This is a genomic window from Couchioplanes caeruleus, assembly GCF_023499255.1.
Taxonomy (GTDB): domain Bacteria; phylum Actinomycetota; class Actinomycetes; order Mycobacteriales; family Micromonosporaceae; genus Actinoplanes; species Actinoplanes caeruleus_A.
In genome coordinates this window covers 3183783-3203084 of record NZ_CP092183.1, presented here as the reverse complement: position 1 = coordinate 3203084, position 19302 = coordinate 3183783, and the positions used below count along the sequence as shown (strand labels likewise).

Below are 19302 nucleotides of genomic sequence, written 5' to 3'. Positions count from 1 at the left end.
CTTTGAGAGGTGGTCGCCACCCGGTACGGGCCTGTGAAGACCTCGCGGACGATGTCGTAGCCTGGTCCTGTGAGGCAGCGTTGGCAGTCCGGCACCCGCATGCGGGTCCTGCGCTGCCTGCTGGCTCTGGTGGCGCTCGTCGGTGCAGGACTGCTGCAAGGCGCGCACTGCCTGACCGCTCCTGCGGCAGGCACCGGCCACTCCGCCACAGCCGGCCACGAGATGCACAGCCACGAGCATGCCGATGTCGATGACGGTTCGCCGCATACGGCCCTCGACACCTGCCACGGGCAACCAGCTCCCGCGACACCAGTCACCGTCGCCACAGCCGTCGTGGACCCCCCGACGCCATGGGAAACCGTGCCGGTCGCCGTGCCTGCGGCAGCGCACACCCCGCGAATACCGACCGCACTGGCATTGACGGAGATCTGCGTCAGTCGTACGTGAGACCCCGCTGCGTCGCGGCACTGTAACCGGCCGCGACTGAGCCCTCCCGGCGCTATCTGCGCCGGCGTCTCGCCGCGCCCTTAGCCGCGGCGGTGTCCCACGCATGCTGTCTGCACCGAAAGCCGATCAATGAACCTTTACGCCATCCTGCTCACCGGGCTGGTCGCCGGCGGGGTGTCCTGCGCTGCCGTTCAAGGCGGCCTGCTCACCGCCATCGTCCTGCGCAGCCGCAGCTCCGCGCCGACCACCTCCAGTCCGGCACAAGCGGGTCACGTCACCACCCGCCTGGCCGATGACCTCACGCCGGTCGCCGGCTTCCTCGCCGGGAAGCTGATCTCGCACACACTGCTCGGCGCCCTGCTCGGCGCGCTGGGCACGACCATGCAGCTGTCCGTCACGGTTCGCATGATGATGCAGATCGCCGCCGGCGTCCTCATCATCGTGCTGGCTCTGGCGCAGCTCGGCGTGCCGGGCTTCCGCGACGTGGTCATCGAGCCACCAGCCGGCTGGGGCAGGCTCGTACGCGGCCGTACCCGCGCAGCCGGCGCCGCCGGACCGACTGTCCTTGGGCTGCTGAGTGTGCTGATCCCCTGCGGCGTCACCTTGTCCGTGCAGGCGCTCGCTCTCACGTCCGGTTCCTGGGTTCGCGGCGCGGCCATCATGGCCGTGTTCGTGATGGGTACCGCCCCGCTGTTCACCGTCCTGGGCTACCTGGCACGCAAGGCCGCCGGCGCCTGGCGGGCCAAGCTCGCCACCGTCACCGGGCTGGTCGTGCTCGCCATGGGCCTCTACACCTTCAACGGCGGCCTGGAGCTGACCGGATCGCCGCTGGCCGCCTCACGCATCGCCGAAGCGATCGGTGTCGGCCCTGACCCGGTGACCGTCTCGGCAGCTCCGGATGACGCTCCCCCGTTGTCGATTACCGCCGACGGCATCCAGCAGGTCATCGTCACCGCGGTCACCGGCGCCTACCACCCGGCCAACATCGAGATCAGCGCCGGCGTCCCGACCCGGCTGATCGTTCGCTCCGACGATGCCGGCGGCTGCGTCAGGGCCTTCGTCATCCCCTCCCGTGATTACCAGCAGATCCTCCCGGTCAACGGTGACACCGTCATCGAGCTCGGCGCCTTGCAACCCGGGCGGCTCACCTACTCGTGCGGCATGGGGATGTACACCGGCCGGCTCACCGTGAAGGAGCCGGCGTGACCGAGACCCTGCCGCCGGTGCGAAGCACGAATTATCTACCGGCCCGCGCAGGCATGTTGTGCTACGACTCGTGGGGTTTCCACGGCAGGCCTATCCTGCTCATCCCCACCGTGTTGTTCGGCCGCACGAGTTGGTGGCCGACGGCAGCTGACCTGCGCCCGCACGCCACGGTGGTCGCCGTCGACTTACCCGGCCACGGTCAATCCACGGCCCGCGCGTGCTACGACCCGGGCGAGCTGGTCGACGACTTGGCGGCCCTGCTGAACAGTCTGCGCATCCGGCGCGCCCCCGTCGTCGTAGGCCACGGCACCTCCGCCGTGCTGGCGACGATGTTCGCCGCCCGGTACGCCACCCACGCCGTGGTAGCCGTCGACCCCTGCCGACCGGTCGATCTGCCATCCGACGCGCACGCATACCTGCAGACGATGTCCGTCGAGGCGGTCCCGGAGCCATACCGCTACGTCGTGGAGGGCACTGCCGACCAGCTGCTGTTCGACAGATACACCAACGGGCTGCGGGACCTGCGCCCGGCCACCGCCACCATCGGTGTCAACCCGCTGCGAGTCGCCGTGCACAGCCGCCCTCCGGAGGCAGCCGAGACGGATCCCGACGCGGCACGGCAGTGGCGGCACGAAACCTACGACGTACCGGGACGCTTCGCGCATCTGGCCGCGGCACACCGATTCGTCACCGACCTGTGCACGCTGCTCTGACCACGGCCATCCACGTTTTCGAACTGAAGGACCGATCATGAACGACGTCATCACGTACAGCTTCACGGTGACCGGCATGCATTGCGGCAGCTGCGGGCTGCTGATCGACGAAGCGCTCGAGGAAGTCCACGGAGTGCATCGCGCGCAGACCTCGGTGCGGGCCGGGCGCACGATCATCGACGCGGACCCGGCCGTCGCCGACGCCGACACCCTGCTCGCGGTCATCAACGCCACCGGCTACACCGCCACGCTCGACCCTCGCTGACCGTGCCCGCCGCACCCGCGACAAGGGACTCCGATGAGCCAGGACACCCACCACCACACCGCCAGCCACCGGACCACACCCCGGGAACGCAGGATCACCCTGTTGCTGCTGACCCCGGCCGTGCTGGCCACCGCCATCGGCATGCTGTTGCCCTGGCCACACGACGCCCCACGATCAGCCGAAGTCGCCGACGGGCCGATCGAAGTCACCGCCGAGGTCCGCACGGTCAAACCGGCGCCATGTCCGCCGACGCCGGAAGGCCAGGAACAACCCGGGCAGGTATGTGGCGTCGTCACCGTCGTGGTCACCAGTGGCGCCGACAAGGGCACGCAGATCACCACCGATGCGCCGACCGGCCCCGGCGCGCAACCCGTCTCAGCCGGCGACGACATCACCCTGCTGGTCCTGCAGAACGAGGACGGCGGCACCAGCTACTCGATCGCCGACTTCCAACGCTCCCGCGAACTGTGGGTTCTCGGCGCCGCATTCGCGCTGGCCGTCGTCGCCTTCGGTCGCTGGCGTGGCCTCACCGCTCTGGCCGGTCTGGCCATCACGTTCGCCGTGCTGTTGCTGTTCATCGTGCCGGCCATCCTGGACGGCCGCTCCCCCGTGGCGGTAGCAGTCGTCGGCGCCGCCGCGATCATGTTGGTGGTGCTGTACCTGACCCACGGACTCGGCCGCACCACCACCATCGCCGTGGCCGGCACCCTCGCCAGCCTGACCATCACGGCGCTGCTGTCCGCGCTGGCCACCGCCGGCGTGCACCTGTCCGGTGTAGCTGATGAGACCTCGAACTACGTGAGCATCACCCAGACCGACGTGAACATGCGAGGCCTACTCCTGGCCGGCATCGTCATCGGCGCCCTCGGCGTGCTCGACGACGTCACCGTCACCCAGTCCGTCACCGTGACCGAACTGGCGCTGGCCAACCCCGCATACCGGTTCCGGCAGCTGTACGCCGCGGCCACCCGCGTCGGCCGGGCCCACATCGCGTCGGTCATCAACACCATCGTACTGGCGTACGCCGGCGCCTCGCTGCCGCTGATGCTGCTGTTCGCTGCCGGCAACAGCCCCGTGAGCGAGCTGCTCACCGGGGAGCTGATCGCCCAGGAGCTGGTACGCAGCGCGGTCGGCACGATCGGCTTGATCGCGGCAGTGCCGATCACCACCGCGCTGGCAGCTTTAGTCGCCGCTCGTTCCGCGCATGGTGCCGAACCAAACCCCGCTCCCCCGGCGAAAAGGCCCGCCAAAGACCCTTGGACGGCATTCATCAGCGACGACCGCAGCTGAACTGAACCAGACTGGTGGCTACTTAAGTAAACAAGCTGCGACACACTGCGACCGTTCAGCACCGGGGCGGTATCTACTGGCTACGGTGACCGCCGTGGAGAAACCCCCATCGAAGAGCACGGGCCGCGAGATCACCGAGAAAGCCGTCGAAGCCGGCCTCAACCTGGTGCCCCTGGCGGGCGGACCCTTGGGCGTAGCCTTCGCCTACGCCGTCAGTTTCACCTACAACCGCCGCATGACTCAGTGGCTCGAGGACCTCGCCGAGGCGGTGGACGATCTCGCCTGCGAGGTGGACGGCATCGATCTTGAAAACCTGGCGGCCAACGACAATTTCGTTGACGCGGTCGCGTCCGCTACGCAAGCTGCCACCCGGACCCATCAGGCGCTGAAGATCGCCGCGCTGCGCAACGCCGTGCTCAACAGCGCGCTTCGGGGTGCCCCGGGTGGGGACACGCAGTTGATCTTCCTTCGCTGGATCGAGGACTACACCGCTGCCCACCTTCAAGTCCTGACGTTGCTCAACGATCCGGAAACCTGGTACGCCCAGCGAGGCATCCCGGTCAGGAAGGACATCTACTCAGGATCTCGACGCCAGCTCGTCGAGGACGGCATCCCGGAGTTCGCCGGGCAACACGAGTTCATCGATGTGGTCGTGCGGGACCTGTCGAACGCTGGCCTCCTCAGCATCAGCAGCTTGGGCGGCATGATCAGCGGCAACGGGATGTACCAGGCAGTTACGTCGGACTTGGCGGCCAAGTTCATCGCCTTCATCACCGATCCCCGCAAATCCAGCACGCCCGCTTCGACGTGAGTCGCCACCGTCGCCGCCCGGGCCCGACCGGGTAATGGCCACCCGGTCAGGACGGCCAGGCCCATCAACGCACGAGGCGGTATCCCGCTTGCGTCACCGCTGAGTCGACGACGTCGTCAGCAACTCCCGCAGAGCTCGTGACGGTGACCGTGCCCGTAGCCACGTCGACACTGACGGCGTTGACGCCAGGAACTTCGGAGAGTTGCTTGCTGACCCGGGAGGCGCACCCGCCGCACGTCATCCCGGCGACCTGGTACTCGGTGCGCACGCCGTCTACGCGATCGACCTCGACAGCCACCGTCTCGGTGGAGCAGCCACAGCTGTTCTCACTGCACATGAACTTCCCTTCCTTGTCGACAGGATCTGGTGACAGGCAGCGCCCGGTCAGGACCGCACTAGCCGCGCGATGGCGTCAGACGCCTCCTTGAGCTTCTCCTGTGCAGCCGGCCCGCCCTCGCGGGCCGCGTCGACGACGCAGTGGGCCAAGTGGTCATCCAGCAGGCCCAAAGCGACGGTCTCTAACGCCTTGGTAGCCGCGGACACCTGCGTGAGGATGTCGATGCAGTACACCTCGTCGTCGACCATGCGCTGGAGCCCACGGATCTGACCTTCGATCCGGCGGAGCCGCTTCTGATAGTTGTCCTTGTCCTTGATGTAGCCGTGGGCCATTGCAGCTCTCCCTGCCGCCTCATATACCATACCCCCCTAGGGTAGCTCAGTGAAGGCGGCGCTCGCGGAAGTGACGTACGCGTGCAATCACACCGAGGTCGACCGCGATACCCCCAGGCGGTAAGTATGATCACGCACCCTCTAGGCGTAACAGAGGTTTGGTCATGTCCCGTCGTTCTCAGCGGTGGTGGGCGCTCGCGCACCTCGTTCTGCCGTCGCCTTCGCCTTCGCCTTCGCCTTCGCCTTAACCCAGTTCATGGTCACCATGGACACGTCGATCATCGGTGTCCCGGCTCCTACATAGGCCAAGCGACGCGAACCGCTGATGCGCCCGACCGCGGTATCGGTTGCGACGACTACGAGTCTGGCGGTCACCCCAGCCGGGCGCCTCGGTAGCCGATCATGACCCGGCTACCTGAGCACTGATGATCTCGCTACAGCGATGGGCAGGACCGACAGCGCGGTTCGCAGAGCGCCATGACGCTCTGAGTGCTGCAGGCCCCGGCGGCTGAATATCCCTCGCCGTCACAGTGCTGGCCGCCTGGACTGCCCTCACCAAACGTGAGAGTAGCCAGGGCCTGGCTCACCCAGGGTGACGACCACAAGGACATGACGACTGCAGAAAGCAAGATGGCCACCTCACGGTTCGACTCCCGCCCCCACCGGCACGCCGCCTTTCGGGGCGATAGCCAACCTGCGCGCCACCGGCTAACCTATGCCGCGTGCACACGGCAGGGATGCAACGCGTCGCAAGACTCATCCTGCTTTTCTGCACTGTGTTCGGCGTCGCCGCACTGCACACCATCGGCCACGCAGCAGTCATGGATACGGATCAGCACGCAGCGGCTCAGGCGCCGTACGTCGTGTCCGCCATCGATGATGACGACGGCTGCGACGGCGACGGCTGCACCCACCAGCTGGTCATGCCCGGCAACGGCCGCGACGGCTCGCAACGGTGGGAGGCCTGCCTCGCGGATCTGAGCACGCTGAGTGCAGGGGCGTTCGTAGCCGCTCTGCTACTGATGGCGGTCCTCGGCCTCTCCCTCACGCCGGCAACACGTCGCCGCTTCCGTATGCCGTTGTTGCGGCAGGGGCCGCCGCATGGGCTCACTCTGACCACGCTCGCTGTCATCAGAACCTAGGCCGACCATCGTAGAAGCGACATGTCGTCGCTTCACCGGCTCACCTCAGCCGCGCCGCACAACGCGGTGCTTCCCCTTTGCCCTGGGTCCTGCCACCGCAGCCGCGGGATGTCGCCGGTGAATGACACCCATGATGGCTCGGTTGACGAGGTGCTGACCGCTTGGCGTATCGCAGCACGATGCGGTGCGTCCGTCGGCTCACCACGTCGGTTCTCCGCTGAAGCGATGCCACTTGACAGCGGCCCGCCCCTGGGGCATGAAGAAAGGACCCCCTCTTCGTGTTTCACCGCACCCAACGATCACGTTCGCTGCTTCGCGTCGTGACTTGCGCGCTCGCGGCGGCGGCCGCGTCGCTCTGTGCCGTCGCGCCCGCTCACGCCGAGCCAACTCCGCAGGCCGTGGAGAAGCAGATCGAGCAAGCTTGGAACAAGCTCGAGCCGATCATCGAGCAGTACAACCGGACCCATGGCCAACTGCAGGACAACCGGACTCAGCAGAAGAAGCTCGCAGTCCAGCTGAAGCCGCTGCAGACCCGGGTAGACGCAGCGCTCGCCAATGTTGGTGCTCTGGCCAGTCGCGCATATATGCAGGGCGGTCATTCCGCGCTCGCCAGCATGCTCGTCACCGGCTCGTCGGCCGACCTGACCGACAAACTGACATATCTCGACTTCATGGCCCGCTCGGAGCGCATCCAAGTCAGCGACGTCATTGCGCTGCGCGACAAGTATGCAGCGGACAAGAAGGACCTGGACACTCTCACCGCGACTCTGGCCGCTCGTGACGCCGACCTATCGGCCAAGAAGAAGGACATCGAAAAGAAGATTGATGGTTTGCAGAAGCTACGGATCAAGGCGTATGGGGCCGGTGGCGGCTCGTCCGGCAAGCTCCGCACCGGCCCGTGCCCGGCCGCGTACACCAATGATGCTGGTGGCAGGGCCGCCGCCAAGGCTTGCAGCCTGATCGGCAAGCCTTACATCTGGGCCGCCGCTGGGCCGACCGGCTACGACTGTTCAGGACTGACGCTGGTCGCTTGGCGCAGCGCCGGAGTATCCCTGCGCCACTACACCAAATGGCAGTGGGCCGACGCGACCCCGATCGACCGGGCTGATCTGAAGCCGGGTGATCTGGTGTTCTGGTTCAGCGACCTGCACCACATGGGCATGTACGTCGGCGATAACACTGTCGTCCACGCACCGCACACCGGCGACTTCGTGCGCATGGCCGGCATCAATGACATCGGCCCAATAGCTGGATACCGTCGGCCGAGCTGAGGCGAGCCACCCGAGATGCACGGACGCGCGGCGGGCCATTGCGATGCGCCTGTCGTACGTCCGCGCTCCCGGCCTGCCGCCGCGCCGCCTGATCTGGCGCGGGGTGGGCGAATGCTCGCCTGAGGGTCATGGCAACGTCGCGCACATCTCGGCCAGTCGCGCCGCCAACGCCGCCGCCTTCATCGCGATTCCGGTCGGCTGCGTCTGTTCGGTCCTTCTCCCCTGCCGCTGAGTGTCGCTTCAGCGACGGAGGTCAATGATGACCCTCGGCTCAACGGGCTGCCCCTTCTACGCGCTCCGGCCGGGCGTCCCAACGGGCAACACGTGAGCCGACGTCATTGAGGCGGAGGCCCTGCGGCCGCCTGGGCAGTATGCAAGGCGGTCGCAGGGTACGTGCCTAGATTGTGGTCACCGCGCTTCGGGTGTCAGCCGTAGCCGGCGCAGCAGTTGGGCGTTGAGTGCCACCACGATTGTCGAAGCTGACATGAGCACCGCCCCGATCGCCGGACTCAGCGAGATTCCGGCCCAGGCGAGCACGCCGGCGGCGAGGGGAATCGCAATGATGTTGTAGCCAGCGGCCCACGCCAGGTTTTGGATCATCTTGCGGTACGTGGCCCGGGAGAGCCGGATGACGCCGGTAACCCCGCGCGGATCCGACGATGCGAGAATCACTCCGGCGGACTCGATCGCCACGTCGGTGCCGGCGCCGATGGCAAGGCCGACGTCGGCCCGGGCGATCGCCGGCGCATCGTTGACCCCGTCGCCAACCATGGCGACGATGAGCCCACGGCTTTGCAGGTCGGCGACTGCGCGGTCCTTGTCGGCCGGCAGCACCTCCGCGAACACCTCGTCGACGCCGGTGACGAAGCCGAGATCCGCCGCCACGGCCTCAGCCACGGGCCGCGCATCGCCAGTGATCATCACGATCTTCTTGACACCCTGTTCGCGCAGCTGTGCGATGGCCTCCCTCGCTTCGGGGCGGACCTCGTCCTCCAACGCCAGGGCGCCGATGACCTCCGGTCGCTTCCCGAGTCGGACCAGGTGCAAGACCGCGGCGCCTCGCCGGGACCATGCGTCGGCCTCCTGCAGCAGGTCGGTCGGCACCGTGGCATCGAGTTCGCGCAGCAGCGACGGCCCGCCGACCGCGTACGTCGCCTCGTCCACCGTTGCCTGCACTCCGCGGCCGGTGAGCGAGCGGAACTCGTGGGCGGTCGCGTGCAGTTCGCGGTCGTGAGCGACGGCGACGATGGCCCGGGCGAGGGGGTGCTCGCTGTCGGCTTCGACGGCCCCGGCGATGCGCAGGACGTAGTCCTCGCTGTTTCCGGCCGTGGCGGCGATGCCGGTGACCGTGTGCGCGCCCTTGGTCAGGGTGCCGGTCTTGTCGAAAAGCACCGCGTCGACCGTGCGCATGCGCTCCAGGGCGAGCCGGTCTTTGACAAGGATGCCGGCCTTGGCTGACACCGCCGTGGACAGTGCGATCACCAGTGGGATGGCCAGGCCCAAGGCGTGGGGGCATGCGATGACCAGCACCGTCACCGTACGGACCACCGACTGGTTGATGTCGCCGATCGTCCACCAGGTGACGAAGGTGATCGCTGCGGCGGCGGTGGCGATATAGAAGAGCATGGCGGCAAAGCGGTCGGCCAGGACTTGGGCCCGGCCGCTGGATGCCTGGGCCTGGGCGACGAGGCGGCCGATGCCGGCCAGGGCGGTGTTCTCGCCGACTGCGTCGACCCGCACCCGGATCGCGGAGTCGGTGGCTACAGTGCCAGCGACAACCCGGTCACCAACGGCGCGCGACACGGGCCGCGACTCACCGGTGATCATGGATTCGTCGACCTCGGCGACGCCGTCAACGATGCGTCCGTCGGCCGGCACCCGACCGCCGGAACGGACGAGGACGGTGTCGCCGACCTGCAGATCCGCTACGGCAACCTGCTCGACGGTGCCGTCGGCGGTTACGCGGTCAGCGTCGTCGGGCAACAGCGCGGCCAGGGCAGCCAAAGCGCCCTGCGCCTGGCCGATGGCCTTCATCTCCTGCCAGTGCCCGAGCAGCATGATTGTTACCAGGGCGGCCAGTTCCCACCAGAAGTCCAGGTCGAAGACGCCGAAGCTGGTGAGCAGTGAGGCCGCGTAGGCAACGGTGATAGCCATCGAAATCAACAGCATCATGCCGGGGGCCCGGTCACGAATTTCCCGGAAAGCACCGACGAGGAACGGCCAGCCACCGTAGAAGAAGACAAAGGTACCGAGGACAGGCCCTACCCAGCGGATGCCAGGGAAGTCGAGGGTGTAGCCGAACCAGTCCATCACCATGTGGCTGGTCAGCACAATCGGCACGGTCAGAGCAAGGCTGAGCCAGAACTTGCGCCGAAATGCCTCTGGGTCGTGGCCAGCGTGCTTGTCATGACCACCATGCGCGCCGGGACCAGTGTGCTCGCCATGACCAGTGTGCGGGCCGACCGACGAGCCATGGCCGCCATGCGCGTCGTGCATCACGCCCGTCGGGGAACCTGCGCTCGCCGCGTCATGCCCGGCGGCCACCACCTGATGATCATGCAAACGCCGCGTCGTGGCAGACGGGTCGTGGCTGATGTCGTGGTCTGTCATGTTGGCCACCTCCAACGCCCAAGTTATACCCCCTAGGGGTACCCGGCAAGTGCCCTCGGTCACGATGTTCAGCGCCGCGACACATCGACATATCCGTGCCGGAACGACACGGTGACGTTTGCGCGATGCGGGTAACCGCCTTGACTTCGGCCGGCAGCCGGGGCCATGAGCGGGTACCTGCCGCACAGACCAGCAGCTGACCGGCCAAGCGGCCGTCGAAGCGAGCCGTGGGACCACGAGGGTGCCGGTCGGACCGAGCGCGTCCGGCGTTGACCATCCCCGCGGGACGACAGGGTGTCGTTGCGAACCGCTAACGACACCCTGTCGCCGATCTGGGGACTTCTGCTAGCTCAGGCCGGCTTAGAAGTCGGCGTAGCCGTTGGCACCGTTGCCGTTGAACGGGTTGCCGCCCAGGACGACGCCGATCCGGAGCCGGAATTTGGTGCCGTCCTTGACGTTGGTCGCGACGTTGCGCCACTGACCGATCGGGATGTCGGTGAGGTAGTTGCACTTGTTGGACGTGGTGCCGAACATGACGCAGGCGCGGATGGTCTTCTTGGACCCGACGTTCTTGACGTTGATGTCGCGGCACTGCGAGGTGGTCTTCAGCACGGGGCTTACCGTGGCGTTCCACAGGCCTGCCGGGTCCTCGGGGAACATCAGCGCGCCGTAGCCGCTGAAGTGGAACGTGTACGGTGCCGCTCGGCAGCCCGAGGCGGCCAGGGCCGACATCGTGCCGGAGCCGGGGGTCGGGTCCCGGTAGGTGGCGGCTTGCGCCGGGGTGGCGCCCATGATCGGCAGGGCCGCGGCGATGGCGGCGGCGATGATCAGCAGCAGCGGGGTGCGACGGCGGGTTCGAGCGGTGACTCGGGTCGAGCGGATCGTCGGGTCATGCTGGGGAAGCGCCGCAGCGGCTTCGGCGATGGCGGCGGTGCCGATACGGGTGGCAGTGGTGTTCATCGGAGGGCTCCTTCGAGCTCGGTGACCGAATGGTCGATCGGCTTGGTGGTGATCTCGAGCGTGCGGATCCGGCGGCTGGAAGGTGTGGGGTCTTCTCCCCCGGCCGGTACGGGCGTGGTGTGGTTGCGGGCTTTCGCCGGTCGGTGGTGCCGGCCGGTACTGCGGTGCACGACGGGGGCGGCTATGACCAGCAGCGTCGCGAGGACCGGGAGGATGAGCAGCGCGTTGCCGAGGCCGATGTGCATGGCGGCGCCGCCGATGATGGCCGGCCCGGTGACGTAGCCGAGGTAGCCCAGCGCAGCAACGCGTGACAGCGCCGCGCCGGGTCGTGCCGGATCGAGGCCGCCAGCGGTGGAGTAGAGCAGCGGGACAACGCAGGACAGTCCGGCGCCGAGGCAGGCGAACCCGGCGATCGCAGTGAGCGGGGTGCCGCCGATCAAGCCCAGGGCGAGACCCCCGCCACCGATCAGGCCGCAGCCCCGCAGCAGCGCGGCGGGTGCGATGGCAGCGGTGAGGCGGTCACCGACGAGCCGACCGATCGTCATGCTCGCGGCGAAGGCCGCGTAGGCGGTGGCGGCCATGGCGGGTGTCGCGCCGAGGCGGGTGAGGTAGGTGCTGGCCCAGTCGGCGGCGGCGCCTTCGCTGATCAACGCACTGAACGCGAGCAGGCCGAGCAGCAGGATCCGGGTTCGCGGCCGGCGCTGCGCCGGCACCGCCGTGGCGGTGGCTTCCTGGCTGTCGTTGCTCGCAATAGGCGCGGGGATGAAGCGGTGGATCGCCCACCCGGCCGCAGCGGTAGACATGACCGCGGCAGCGGCGAAGGCGTCGGCGACGCTGAGACCGATATGGGCGCAGGCGGCCGACAGCAGTGCCCCGGCGACACCGCCGATGCTGAATAGCGCGTGGAACGAGGTCATGATCGGCCGGCCGTACGCGGCCTGGCACGAGACCGCGGCAGCGTTCATCGCCACGTTGAGGGTGCCATGCAGGATGCCGAAGGTGAGCAGGGCGGCGGCCAGCGTCGTCCACGTTGGGGCGTGGCCGGCGAGCAGGAGCGCCCCGCCGAGGGCCAGGGAGGGTAGGACCATGACCGTGGTGCTGCCGTGCCGGTCGATGAGCCGGCCGGCGGCGCGCATGCCGACCAGGCCGCCGGCCGCGAGCAGAAGCAGGCAGATGCTCAGCTTGCCGTCGGCCATCTTGATGTTGTGCTGGATGGTGGGGATCCGCGCGGTCCAGGTCCCGATGGTCATGCCGGCGATCAGGAACATCAGGCTGATCGCGAGTCGGTACCGGCGAAGCACCTCGGGGACGCCGGTGCTCGTGCTGGACTCCGGACTGAGGGCGATGGTCATGGAAAGAACTCCACGGAGGGGAAGGTGGGGTCAAGGCGGCTGCGAAAAGGGCTACGCGTGCGGTGCCGGCACGGGCCGGTGATGCCGGCGGCATCACCGGCCGCTGCGGTCAGCCGTGCGGTTCAGCCGATGGTGGCGCAGGCGGTGCCGTAGCTGGAGTAGCCGTTGGACGTGCCGGGCCCGGTGGCTCCGGTGTAGCGCCAGAACTTGGAGCAGATCTTGGTGCCCTTGGCGTAGTTGCGGTTGACGTTCCAGGTGCCGGTGGTGACCTCGTCACCGAAGATCGACTTGGAGCAGTACTCCTTGTCGTTGCCGCCGTTGGAGTCGGCGTAGTGCTTGCCGTTGATCAGCACCTGGCTGTGGCCGTACCGGCACGTCTTGGCGTAGAGCGCGACGCGGCTCTTGATCGAGTTGACGTGCAGCTTGGTGCCGTTGACCGCCACGCAGCTGGCGTAGGCGTCGCCCTTGCACTTGTCCGCGCTGGCCAGGGCCGGCGTGGCAGCGGTGAGCGTGAGGCCGAGCGCGGCGGTGACGATGGCGCCGGTACGAGCGATGGTCTTGTTCATGGTTGCCTCTCCGGGAAGGTTGGTGGGCCCGGTCCGGCGGCGGGATGGTGATGAGCCGGCCGCGGGCGCGCCGACCGGTGTCCGCCGTCTCGGTTGACACCCCGCCGTTGGATGCGGTGCGGGATGTTGGAGGCTCGGCGTCGGTCGCTTCCCTGACGACCCTGCCTGCTCGGCTGACCGCGATATAGCTGTCCGCAGCTGTCCGGGGTTGTCCTGGGCTGTCCTTGGTGACGCGGCGGGACGCGCCCGCTTCGACGTCGTGGGTTTATGAACGAAAGGCCGAAACAGCGGCCCTCGATCAGGCGCACTGAGAGATCAGGGGCCTCTATGACCGGTGAGGTGAGCCGGACCGATCACCGTTCCGTCCGCGGGAGCTCGCGTTGAATTGCCCCCAGCGCGGGTCGCCGGGTAGTCGACGGGGGCCGGTCAGCAGGATGAGCATGTGGAAGAAGGGGCCGGCACGCCCGGCGGTTCCTGGAGACGTCGACACCCTTGATGGCCGATCCTCATCCCCGCCGCCCTGTTCGACCGGCTGACGGCTCCCATCACCGCTGAACACCCCGAGCCGAAGCCTGGGTAGCCGGGCTGCCAACATGGTCCAGCGCGACCCCTGACGCATTGGACGCCTTCGCGGCCGCGCTCGCCAAGGTCTCCCGACGGCTGCGCGACAACAACGCCGATGCCCTGCACCTCGCAGAGATGGCTGAGGCAAGCGACGTCTGGTGCCAACATCGCCTTGATCACCAAGGTTGAGAGTGGGCGGTTACGGTTCGTCAGTAGCCGGTTGATCCTGTCGGTGCGTTCCGATCCAGGTTTCGACTTCTTTCTCGTACCAGACTTTTCCTTGCGCCAGTTCAGCAGCGGGTCGAGGGAAATCATCGCGGCAGGTGATCTGGTAAGTCCGCTGCCGGCTCACTCCGCCGAGTCGGATGCGAATCTCGTGGGCGCCCATCAGTCGAATCCGCTGGCCTGTCATGAGACAAGTCTAGTCGTTAAGCTAGTTGTTTCACAGCAAGTGGGGATGCGGCTACTCGGCCAGCGGCGGCAGGGATCAGCGTCCGCTGTCGTAGCCGGTTCGCGCAGTCTGCGGAGTGGCTCAGCTCGACCACTGCGACCGAAGTGTCCTCGGACTGGGGGCTGGGGTGGCGGTCGGATCTCCATCTCGATGGTTTCGGCGTGCGTCGGCGATGGCTCGTACCCGGCATGAGCAATCCGGTCGGTTACGTGCTGGTCTGGAGCAAATCGGTGGCGTCGTTGCAGAAGCGGCGGACCACGGGGTTTCGGCGGTATGGGGTCAGGTCGGCGGCGAGTCGGCGGACTTGTCGGATGCACCGGGTGGAGCTGACCTGACCGCTGAGCAGGTGCACTGCTTCGTCGCCGAGTTCGATCGCCCGGTCGAGGTTGGGCTTGTCTTGGCGGACGTAGGTAGTGGCGAGCAGGACGTTGTGCAGCGCGCCTTCGCGCGCGGACTGCTGGGTGTGTTCGGGCAGTGAGCGGCCGAGGTGGGTGCGTGCCTGCGACCAGTTGCCGAGTTTCAGGTAGCAGTAGCCGGCCTGGGCGTCGGCGTGGGCCGGGGTGATCCAGTAGGCCCAGGGCGGGTTGCCGGTGCTGGCGGGTGTGTCGGTGAAGCGAGCGAGCGCGCTGTCGATGGCTTCGCGGCAGCGGTCGGTTTCCTCGGCGTTGGCATAGGCTTCGGCGGCCCGCAGATCGAGGATCGTGGCGACTTGCGGTGAGCTGGCGTGGTATCCGGTACGGGCGGTCTCAGCGAGGGTAACGGCTTCGCGGATCTGCCCGATGTCTTTGGCTTGGCAGCTCATGAAGCCGAGGATGTTCGCGCCGAGGGCGCGATCGCCGGCGGCGTGGGCGGCACAGAGGCCAGCGATCCAGAAGCGTTGCGCTTGGGCGTGCAGGCCCGAGTCGAAGCTGAGCCAGCCGGCCAGGCGCAGAAGTTCACCGGCGCTAGCGTGCAGGCGCAGCCCGACGAGGCTGGTGTAGCGGCGCTGTTCGATGAGGTCGATGACGGTGCGCAGGTGTTGGCGGACCAGGCCGATCGCCGAGGCGCCGCCGAGGTGGTCGTCCATGCGGCGCAGGCTGTCGGTGATGGTGTCGAGGTGGTTGACGACGTCCATCGGCAGGTGGTGACCCGCCGTCTTTGTGACGTCGCCGACCGGGTGGGCGATCAGCCATTCCAGCGCAGGGGAGGTCATGGACGAGCCGAGAACGGTCAGGAACATCCGCCGGTACATGCCTCCAGCCTCCGTGACGATCTGGGTTGCCCGCAAGGATCCGGTCGCGGACCAGGGCAGCACGAGCGCTGAGGCGGAGGGGACCAGGACCAGCGATTTCCGTCCTGTCGCCAAGTGCTGATCGAGCACCCTCCTCGCCGCCTCCAGTCAGGGCTGGCATGAAGGGTCAACTCACAGGCCGTCGCGCAGCATCGCGAACATCCGGTCAGGTTCGGTGAGTAGACCCCCGCCGTCGTGCGGCCACGTCGCCGGATCTCGCAAGACGATCCCGAAATAGGCCGTGTCCGGGCGAAAGTCCCAGGTGGGATCGACCACGAGCCCGTCCCCGGTGACGCACCAGCCATGCGGCAATGGCACCACCTGCCCGCTGGCGGCCATCGCGGCGAAGCCCTCGGCATACAGCAGTCCCTCGCCGGCGTAGGTGGACGCGGTCGCTGCGGCGTTGCCGTAACACCACCGGTCGGGCAACTTCGGCACCTCCACTGGCCGGGGCGCCGCGGTGAAGAACACCCCGTGCGCCTCGAGCAGGTGGTAGACGGAGCCGAACACCCATTCCTGTGGCCGGGCGTTGAGTTCTGCGACGGCCGCGCAGCTACGCAGGTACGACAGCAAAGTCTGCTGCACCGGGGTCAGGCTGGTGTCGCGTAGTTGTTCCAGCGTCATCGCCGTGGTGTCTCCTCCCCAGGTGCCGCAGTGCATGGTAGAACGCAGCAGCCGATGGTGTGCCCCTGCGCTGAGCGCTAGGCCACCTCGACAGCCTGGCATCGGGATCGGGGTGTCGATTCACACGAAGGAGTGGCGGATGGCTCATGGCTGGACCGCGGTACCGCCTGTCGTGGCACGGGAAATTCTGCAGCGAGCCGGTGGATCCGACATCACCCCGGCCGCTACCGGCGATCATGCCGAGCTCGCCGTGAGCGTCGGCGGGCCGAATGGGTCAGTGTTCGTCAAAGGTGCCTCGTCGCCGCTGGGCGTGCGGTCGCTGCGCTACGAGGTGCAGGTGAACCGGAACGTCGACCGGCGATACGCTCCGGCGGTGCTCTGGGACTTCGAAGCACACGGCTGGCTGGTAGCAGGGTTCGAGCACTGCAACGGCCGTCCCGGCGACCTGTCACCGGGCAGCTGTGATCTGACCTTGCTCAGCACGGCCCTGCCCGAGCTGGCCGGCCCGCCCGCGCCGGACGGGCCGTGGTTGAGCCCGCACGCCCGACTCGGGTTCGACCACCCGGCGCTGCACGGCGACACCCTTGTGCATACCGACCTGAACCCGGCCAACCTGATCGTGACCGCCGACGGCCTGCGCATCGTGGACTGGGCGTTCACCACCCAGGCCGCACCATGGCTGGAACTCGCCATGCTCGCCCCCTGGCTCATCGGTAGTGGCCACACCCCGCTGCAGGCCGAACAGTGGCTGGCACAGCACCCGAACTGGGCTGACACAGACCCCGAGGTCGTAGACCTGTTCGTAACGGGCAACGCCGCGAAATGGGCGCGCAAATCACAGCAGAGCAACGCCGCTTGGATACGCGATCTTGCCTCCTGGTTCGCCGCGTGGTCGGCTCACCGCGGCCAGACCACGTAACGGCCGTTCTGGCTGCCGGCATTGGACAGGCCACTTCACGGCGGCCGCAGTAGTCGGTTGCCCGAATCGGCATCTCCGATGGTCTTGCACGGCGTCGGCCGGCGCGCTTGTCACGGCACCCGGCCCGGCGGCGATCGTTACTGGTCAAGAGCCAGCAGGTGAGTGCCGAAGCTTACGGTCAGACTGTCCAGCAGAGCTTCGCCCTTGGCCGCAGTCGCCGCTGAGGGCATGCCGATGACGCCGCTCCGCGTGTAGGCGCTCATGCCGCCGACCAACAACATCGATCGCTCGTTGGCGGCATGGTCATCGTCCGGCCCCCCGTCCCCTAGGACCTCGGGGTAAGCCGCGGCCAAGATGGAAGCTTCCAGTTCACCGGCGTGCATGTCGTCGTGAGCGGAGGTTTTCAGCTTCGCGTCACGGCGGGCGGTGTCCCAGTCGGTCCGGGTCGGGAACAGCGTCATCGAGCGGGGCGTGTGCGCGTTGGCGGTCTGGACCACGTTGCCCAGAACGTAGTTGCCGCCGTGAGCGTTGACGAGCGCGAGCCGGGTGACACCTTGCGCGGCGAGCGAGGCGGCCACGTCGGTGACGATGGCGGCCAGTGTCTGATGGCTGATGCTGACCGTGCCGGGCCATGCCGCGTGTTCGTGGGAGCAGGACATTGTCACCGCTGGCAGGAGCAGCACGTTGTACGTGGCGGCGAGACGGGTGGCGATGGCCGTCGCGATGAGCGTGTCGGTCGCCAGCGGCATGAGGTCGCCGTGTTGCTCGAAACTACCGACCGGCAGGACCGCGGTTGCCGCACGGCGCGCCCGTACGTCAGCGGTCGTCGTGCGCGGTATCAGATCCATCGGCTCATCCTGGCACCCAGTCCGGACAGTGGTCCTCGACGAGGATGACCTAACCCCCAAAGCGTGGCGAACCGACGGGCAATCACCGGCTCAGCGAACAACCATGATCATGACGAGCAGCGGGCCGCAGCGGGTGTCAGCTGATCTCCGCGACGATCATGCCTGTTGTCATCAGTGGTACCTGCTTCACGACCTCGCCGCGTGGTGAGAGGAGGCTGGTAGGGCCGTAGGCGATCCGCAAGTCGCCGCGCACCCCGGTGACATCGGAGGACACCAGCCACATGCCTGTCTCGCGGGCCCGGTCGGCTCGCATGCTGTGGTGCAGATCCTTGAACTGGTCCGCGACCGGGCGGCGCAGCATGTTCTGTGCGGCGACCAGCAACACCTGCGCACCCTGCGCGGCGACCTGTGCGGCGGGTTCCGGGAACTGCGTGTCGGAGCAGATGTTGATGCCGTACCGAACGCCGCCCTGCACGAAGGTCGGGTGGGTGTCGCCGGGGTCGAAGATGGTCTCGCCGGGCATCAGACGGGTTTTTCGATAGCGGCCGATGAGCCGGCCGCCGCTGATGACGGCCGCGGTGTTGAAGTACCTGCCGTGCTCGGTTTCGATGACGCCGACGACCACGGTGGCCTTGATGGGGGCGAGGCGCCGCAGCACAGCGGTGAAGGCCGGCGAGGTGAAGTCCATCGCGTGCCGGCTGACGTGGTCGGGGTCGAAGAGGTAGCCCTGCAGGAAGCATTCCGGGAAGAGCAGCAGGTCAACATTTTTGTCGGCGCCTTGCCGGGCGAAGTCCTCGATCCACGCCAGGGCGGCTTCGGTGTCGGCCATGATCTCCGGGGGCTGGCAGGCACCGATTCGCAGTCCGCCGGCCGGGCTCGGGTCGGTGCTGTCAGCCATAGATGATGTTCCCATCGTTCGTGTGCTCGAGGTCATTTCCCGCAGTGGTGGGTTGCGGTGAAGGTGTCGTAGACCGAAGCCAGCGGCGAGTCGTCGTCGATGACGGTGTGCCCGCGCGGGTGCGGGAAGTCCGGGATCTGCTCCCGCAGGACGTGCAGCGGATGGGCCGGGTATTCCCGTACGCGGGTGATGGGCATGGCGTAGCCGTGGGGCTGGTCTTGCAGGTAGGCGTAGACCGTGGCGCCGTTGCCCGGCCGGGTTCGTTCGGCAAGGTCGGCCAGACGGCGGGGTTCGTCCATGATCGCCGGGGCGAGGCTGATGACGGCAGTCAGGGCCGAGGTCGGCGCGTTGAGGAACACCAGCCAGCTCACTGGTGTGCCGGTGAGGAAGCGGCGCCGGAATTCGTGGCGCTTGTCCCGATCTCTC

General features: G+C 67.6%; 21 protein-coding genes. 9 read left to right on the top strand and 12 right to left on the bottom strand.

Going from position 1 to position 19302, the window contains the following annotated elements; translation table 11 throughout:
• Window positions 1-69: 69 nt before the first annotated feature.
• From COUCH_RS14975 to COUCH_RS14950, 6 genes are all read left to right on the top strand, one after another.
• Entirely contained in the window at window positions 70-447 is a 378-nt protein-coding gene (locus tag COUCH_RS14975; protein WP_249612685.1) for a hypothetical protein, read from the top strand.
• A gap of 129 nt (window positions 448-576) precedes the next feature.
• Entirely contained in the window at window positions 577-1653 is a 1077-nt protein-coding gene (locus tag COUCH_RS14970) for a sulfite exporter TauE/SafE family protein (protein WP_249612684.1), read from the top strand.
• A complete protein-coding gene (locus COUCH_RS14965; protein WP_249612683.1) occupies window positions 1650-2366 on the top strand; it encodes an alpha/beta fold hydrolase in 717 nt (238 codons plus the stop codon). Before COUCH_RS14970 ends, COUCH_RS14965 begins: the two co-directional genes overlap by 4 nt.
• Before the next feature lie 37 nt (window positions 2367-2403).
• Window positions 2404-2631, top strand: a complete 228-nt coding sequence (locus COUCH_RS14960; RefSeq protein ID WP_249612682.1) for a heavy-metal-associated domain-containing protein — start codon at window positions 2404-2406, stop codon at window positions 2629-2631.
• A 120-nt stretch (window positions 2632-2751) separates the two neighbouring features.
• Window positions 2752-3921: a YibE/F family protein gene (locus COUCH_RS14955; RefSeq protein WP_249612681.1), complete on the top strand. Its 1170-nt coding sequence runs from the start codon at window positions 2752-2754 to the stop codon at window positions 3919-3921.
• Window positions 3922-4006: 85 nt separating this feature from the next.
• Entirely contained in the window at window positions 4007-4732 is a 726-nt protein-coding gene (locus COUCH_RS14950) for a hypothetical protein (RefSeq protein ID WP_249612680.1), read from the top strand.
• Between the two features lie 64 nt (window positions 4733-4796).
• On the opposite strand, the gene COUCH_RS14945 is transcribed toward COUCH_RS14950, so the two are convergent.
• Window positions 4797-5069 carry a heavy-metal-associated domain-containing protein gene (locus tag COUCH_RS14945; protein ID WP_430640939.1) on the bottom strand — a complete coding sequence of 91 codons (273 nt, stop codon included), beginning with the start codon at window positions 5067-5069 and terminating at the stop codon, window positions 4797-4799.
• 47 nt (window positions 5070-5116) lie between these two features.
• Window positions 5117-5401: a metal-sensitive transcriptional regulator gene (locus COUCH_RS14940; protein ID WP_249612679.1), complete on the bottom strand. Its 285-nt coding sequence runs from the start codon at window positions 5399-5401 to the stop codon at window positions 5117-5119.
• Between the two features lie 722 nt (window positions 5402-6123).
• On the opposite strand from COUCH_RS14940, the gene COUCH_RS14935 reads away from it, so the two are divergent.
• Complete coding sequence (locus COUCH_RS14935; protein ID WP_249612678.1) at window positions 6124-6543, top strand: hypothetical protein; 420 nt, start codon at window positions 6124-6126, stop codon at window positions 6541-6543.
• Window positions 6544-6821: 278 nt separating this feature from the next.
• Window positions 6822-7814, top strand: a complete 993-nt coding sequence (locus COUCH_RS14930; protein WP_249612677.1) for a C40 family peptidase — start codon at window positions 6822-6824, stop codon at window positions 7812-7814.
• Window positions 7815-8222: 408 nt separating this feature from the next.
• Here the strand turns inward: COUCH_RS14930 and COUCH_RS14925 are convergent, their stop codons facing one another.
• The 7 genes from COUCH_RS14925 to COUCH_RS14895 form a co-directional block, all read right to left on the bottom strand.
• Window positions 8223-10310 (bottom strand): heavy metal translocating P-type ATPase, encoded by a 2088-nt coding sequence (locus COUCH_RS14925; RefSeq protein WP_430640983.1) that lies wholly within the window; start codon window positions 10308-10310, stop codon window positions 8223-8225.
• Window positions 10311-10784: 474 nt separating this feature from the next.
• Entirely contained in the window at window positions 10785-11384 is a 600-nt protein-coding gene (locus tag COUCH_RS14920) for a hypothetical protein (protein WP_249612675.1), read from the bottom strand.
• Window positions 11381-12736, bottom strand: coding sequence for an MFS transporter (locus tag COUCH_RS14915; protein ID WP_249612674.1), 1356 nt, complete (start codon window positions 12734-12736; stop codon window positions 11381-11383). The genes COUCH_RS14920 and COUCH_RS14915 overlap by 4 nt, the downstream gene beginning before the upstream one ends.
• Window positions 12737-12858: 122 nt before the next feature.
• Complete coding sequence (locus COUCH_RS14910) at window positions 12859-13302, bottom strand: hypothetical protein (RefSeq protein ID WP_249612673.1); 444 nt, start codon at window positions 13300-13302, stop codon at window positions 12859-12861.
• A gap of 763 nt (window positions 13303-14065) precedes the next feature.
• Window positions 14066-14278, bottom strand: coding sequence for a DNA-binding protein (locus COUCH_RS14905; RefSeq protein ID WP_083448789.1), 213 nt, complete (start codon window positions 14276-14278; stop codon window positions 14066-14068).
• A gap of 244 nt (window positions 14279-14522) precedes the next feature.
• Complete coding sequence (locus COUCH_RS14900) at window positions 14523-15548, bottom strand: hypothetical protein (protein WP_249612672.1); 1026 nt, start codon at window positions 15546-15548, stop codon at window positions 14523-14525.
• A 171-nt stretch (window positions 15549-15719) separates the two neighbouring features.
• Window positions 15720-16211 carry a hypothetical protein gene (locus tag COUCH_RS14895; RefSeq protein WP_249612671.1) on the bottom strand — a complete coding sequence of 164 codons (492 nt, stop codon included), beginning with the start codon at window positions 16209-16211 and terminating at the stop codon, window positions 15720-15722.
• Between the two features lie 139 nt (window positions 16212-16350).
• Between COUCH_RS14895 and COUCH_RS14890 the strand changes: the two genes are divergently transcribed.
• Complete coding sequence (locus tag COUCH_RS14890) at window positions 16351-17130, top strand: phosphotransferase family protein (protein ID WP_249612670.1); 780 nt, start codon at window positions 16351-16353, stop codon at window positions 17128-17130.
• 137 nt (window positions 17131-17267) lie between these two features.
• Here COUCH_RS14890 and COUCH_RS14885 read toward each other — a convergent pair whose 3' ends face one another.
• From COUCH_RS14885 to COUCH_RS14875, 3 genes are all read right to left on the bottom strand, one after another.
• The gene (locus tag COUCH_RS14885) at window positions 17268-17978 is read right to left on the bottom strand and encodes a creatininase family protein (RefSeq protein WP_045740361.1); all 711 of its coding nucleotides are present in this window, start codon (window positions 17976-17978) and stop codon (window positions 17268-17270) included.
• 136 nt (window positions 17979-18114) lie between these two features.
• On the bottom strand, window positions 18115-18876 hold the full coding sequence (locus COUCH_RS14880; RefSeq protein WP_275980133.1) for a carbon-nitrogen hydrolase family protein: 762 nt from the start codon (window positions 18874-18876) through the stop codon (window positions 18115-18117).
• A gap of 32 nt (window positions 18877-18908) precedes the next feature.
• The gene (locus COUCH_RS14875; RefSeq protein WP_052720149.1) at window positions 18909-19247 is read right to left on the bottom strand and encodes a hypothetical protein; all 339 of its coding nucleotides are present in this window, start codon (window positions 19245-19247) and stop codon (window positions 18909-18911) included.
• Window positions 19248-19302 lie beyond the last annotated feature (55 nt).

Coding starts and splice junctions, on each gene's coding strand:
- COUCH_RS14970 (WP_249612684.1), top strand. CDS start 577: ATGAACCTTTACGCCATCCTGCTCACCGGGCTGGTCGCCGGCGGGGTG.
- COUCH_RS14960 (WP_249612682.1), top strand. CDS start 2,404: ATGAACGACGTCATCACGTACAGCTTCACGGTGACCGGCATGCATTGC.
- COUCH_RS14945 (WP_430640939.1), bottom strand. CDS start 5,069: ATGTGCAGTGAGAACAGCTGTGGCTGCTCCACCGAGACGGTGGCTGTC.
- COUCH_RS14940 (WP_249612679.1), bottom strand. CDS start 5,401: ATGGCCCACGGCTACATCAAGGACAAGGACAACTATCAGAAGCGGCTC.
- COUCH_RS14925 (WP_430640983.1), bottom strand. CDS start 10,310: ATGCACGACGCGCATGGCGGCCATGGCTCGTCGGTCGGCCCGCACACT.
- COUCH_RS14920 (WP_249612675.1), bottom strand. CDS start 11,384: ATGAACACCACTGCCACCCGTATCGGCACCGCCGCCATCGCCGAAGCC.
- COUCH_RS14915 (WP_249612674.1), bottom strand. CDS start 12,736: ATGACCATCGCCCTCAGTCCGGAGTCCAGCACGAGCACCGGCGTCCCC.
- COUCH_RS14910 (WP_249612673.1), bottom strand. CDS start 13,302: ATGAACAAGACCATCGCTCGTACCGGCGCCATCGTCACCGCCGCGCTC.
- COUCH_RS14905 (WP_083448789.1), bottom strand. CDS start 14,278: ATGACAGGCCAGCGGATTCGACTGATGGGCGCCCACGAGATTCGCATC.
- COUCH_RS14900 (WP_249612672.1), bottom strand. CDS start 15,548: ATGTACCGGCGGATGTTCCTGACCGTTCTCGGCTCGTCCATGACCTCC.
- COUCH_RS14895 (WP_249612671.1), bottom strand. CDS start 16,211: ATGACGCTGGAACAACTACGCGACACCAGCCTGACCCCGGTGCAGCAG.
- COUCH_RS14890 (WP_249612670.1), top strand. CDS start 16,351: ATGGCTCATGGCTGGACCGCGGTACCGCCTGTCGTGGCACGGGAAATT.
- COUCH_RS14885 (WP_045740361.1), bottom strand. CDS start 17,978: ATGGATCTGATACCGCGCACGACGACCGCTGACGTACGGGCGCGCCGT.
- COUCH_RS14880 (WP_275980133.1), bottom strand. CDS start 18,876: ATGGCTGACAGCACCGACCCGAGCCCGGCCGGCGGACTGCGAATCGGT.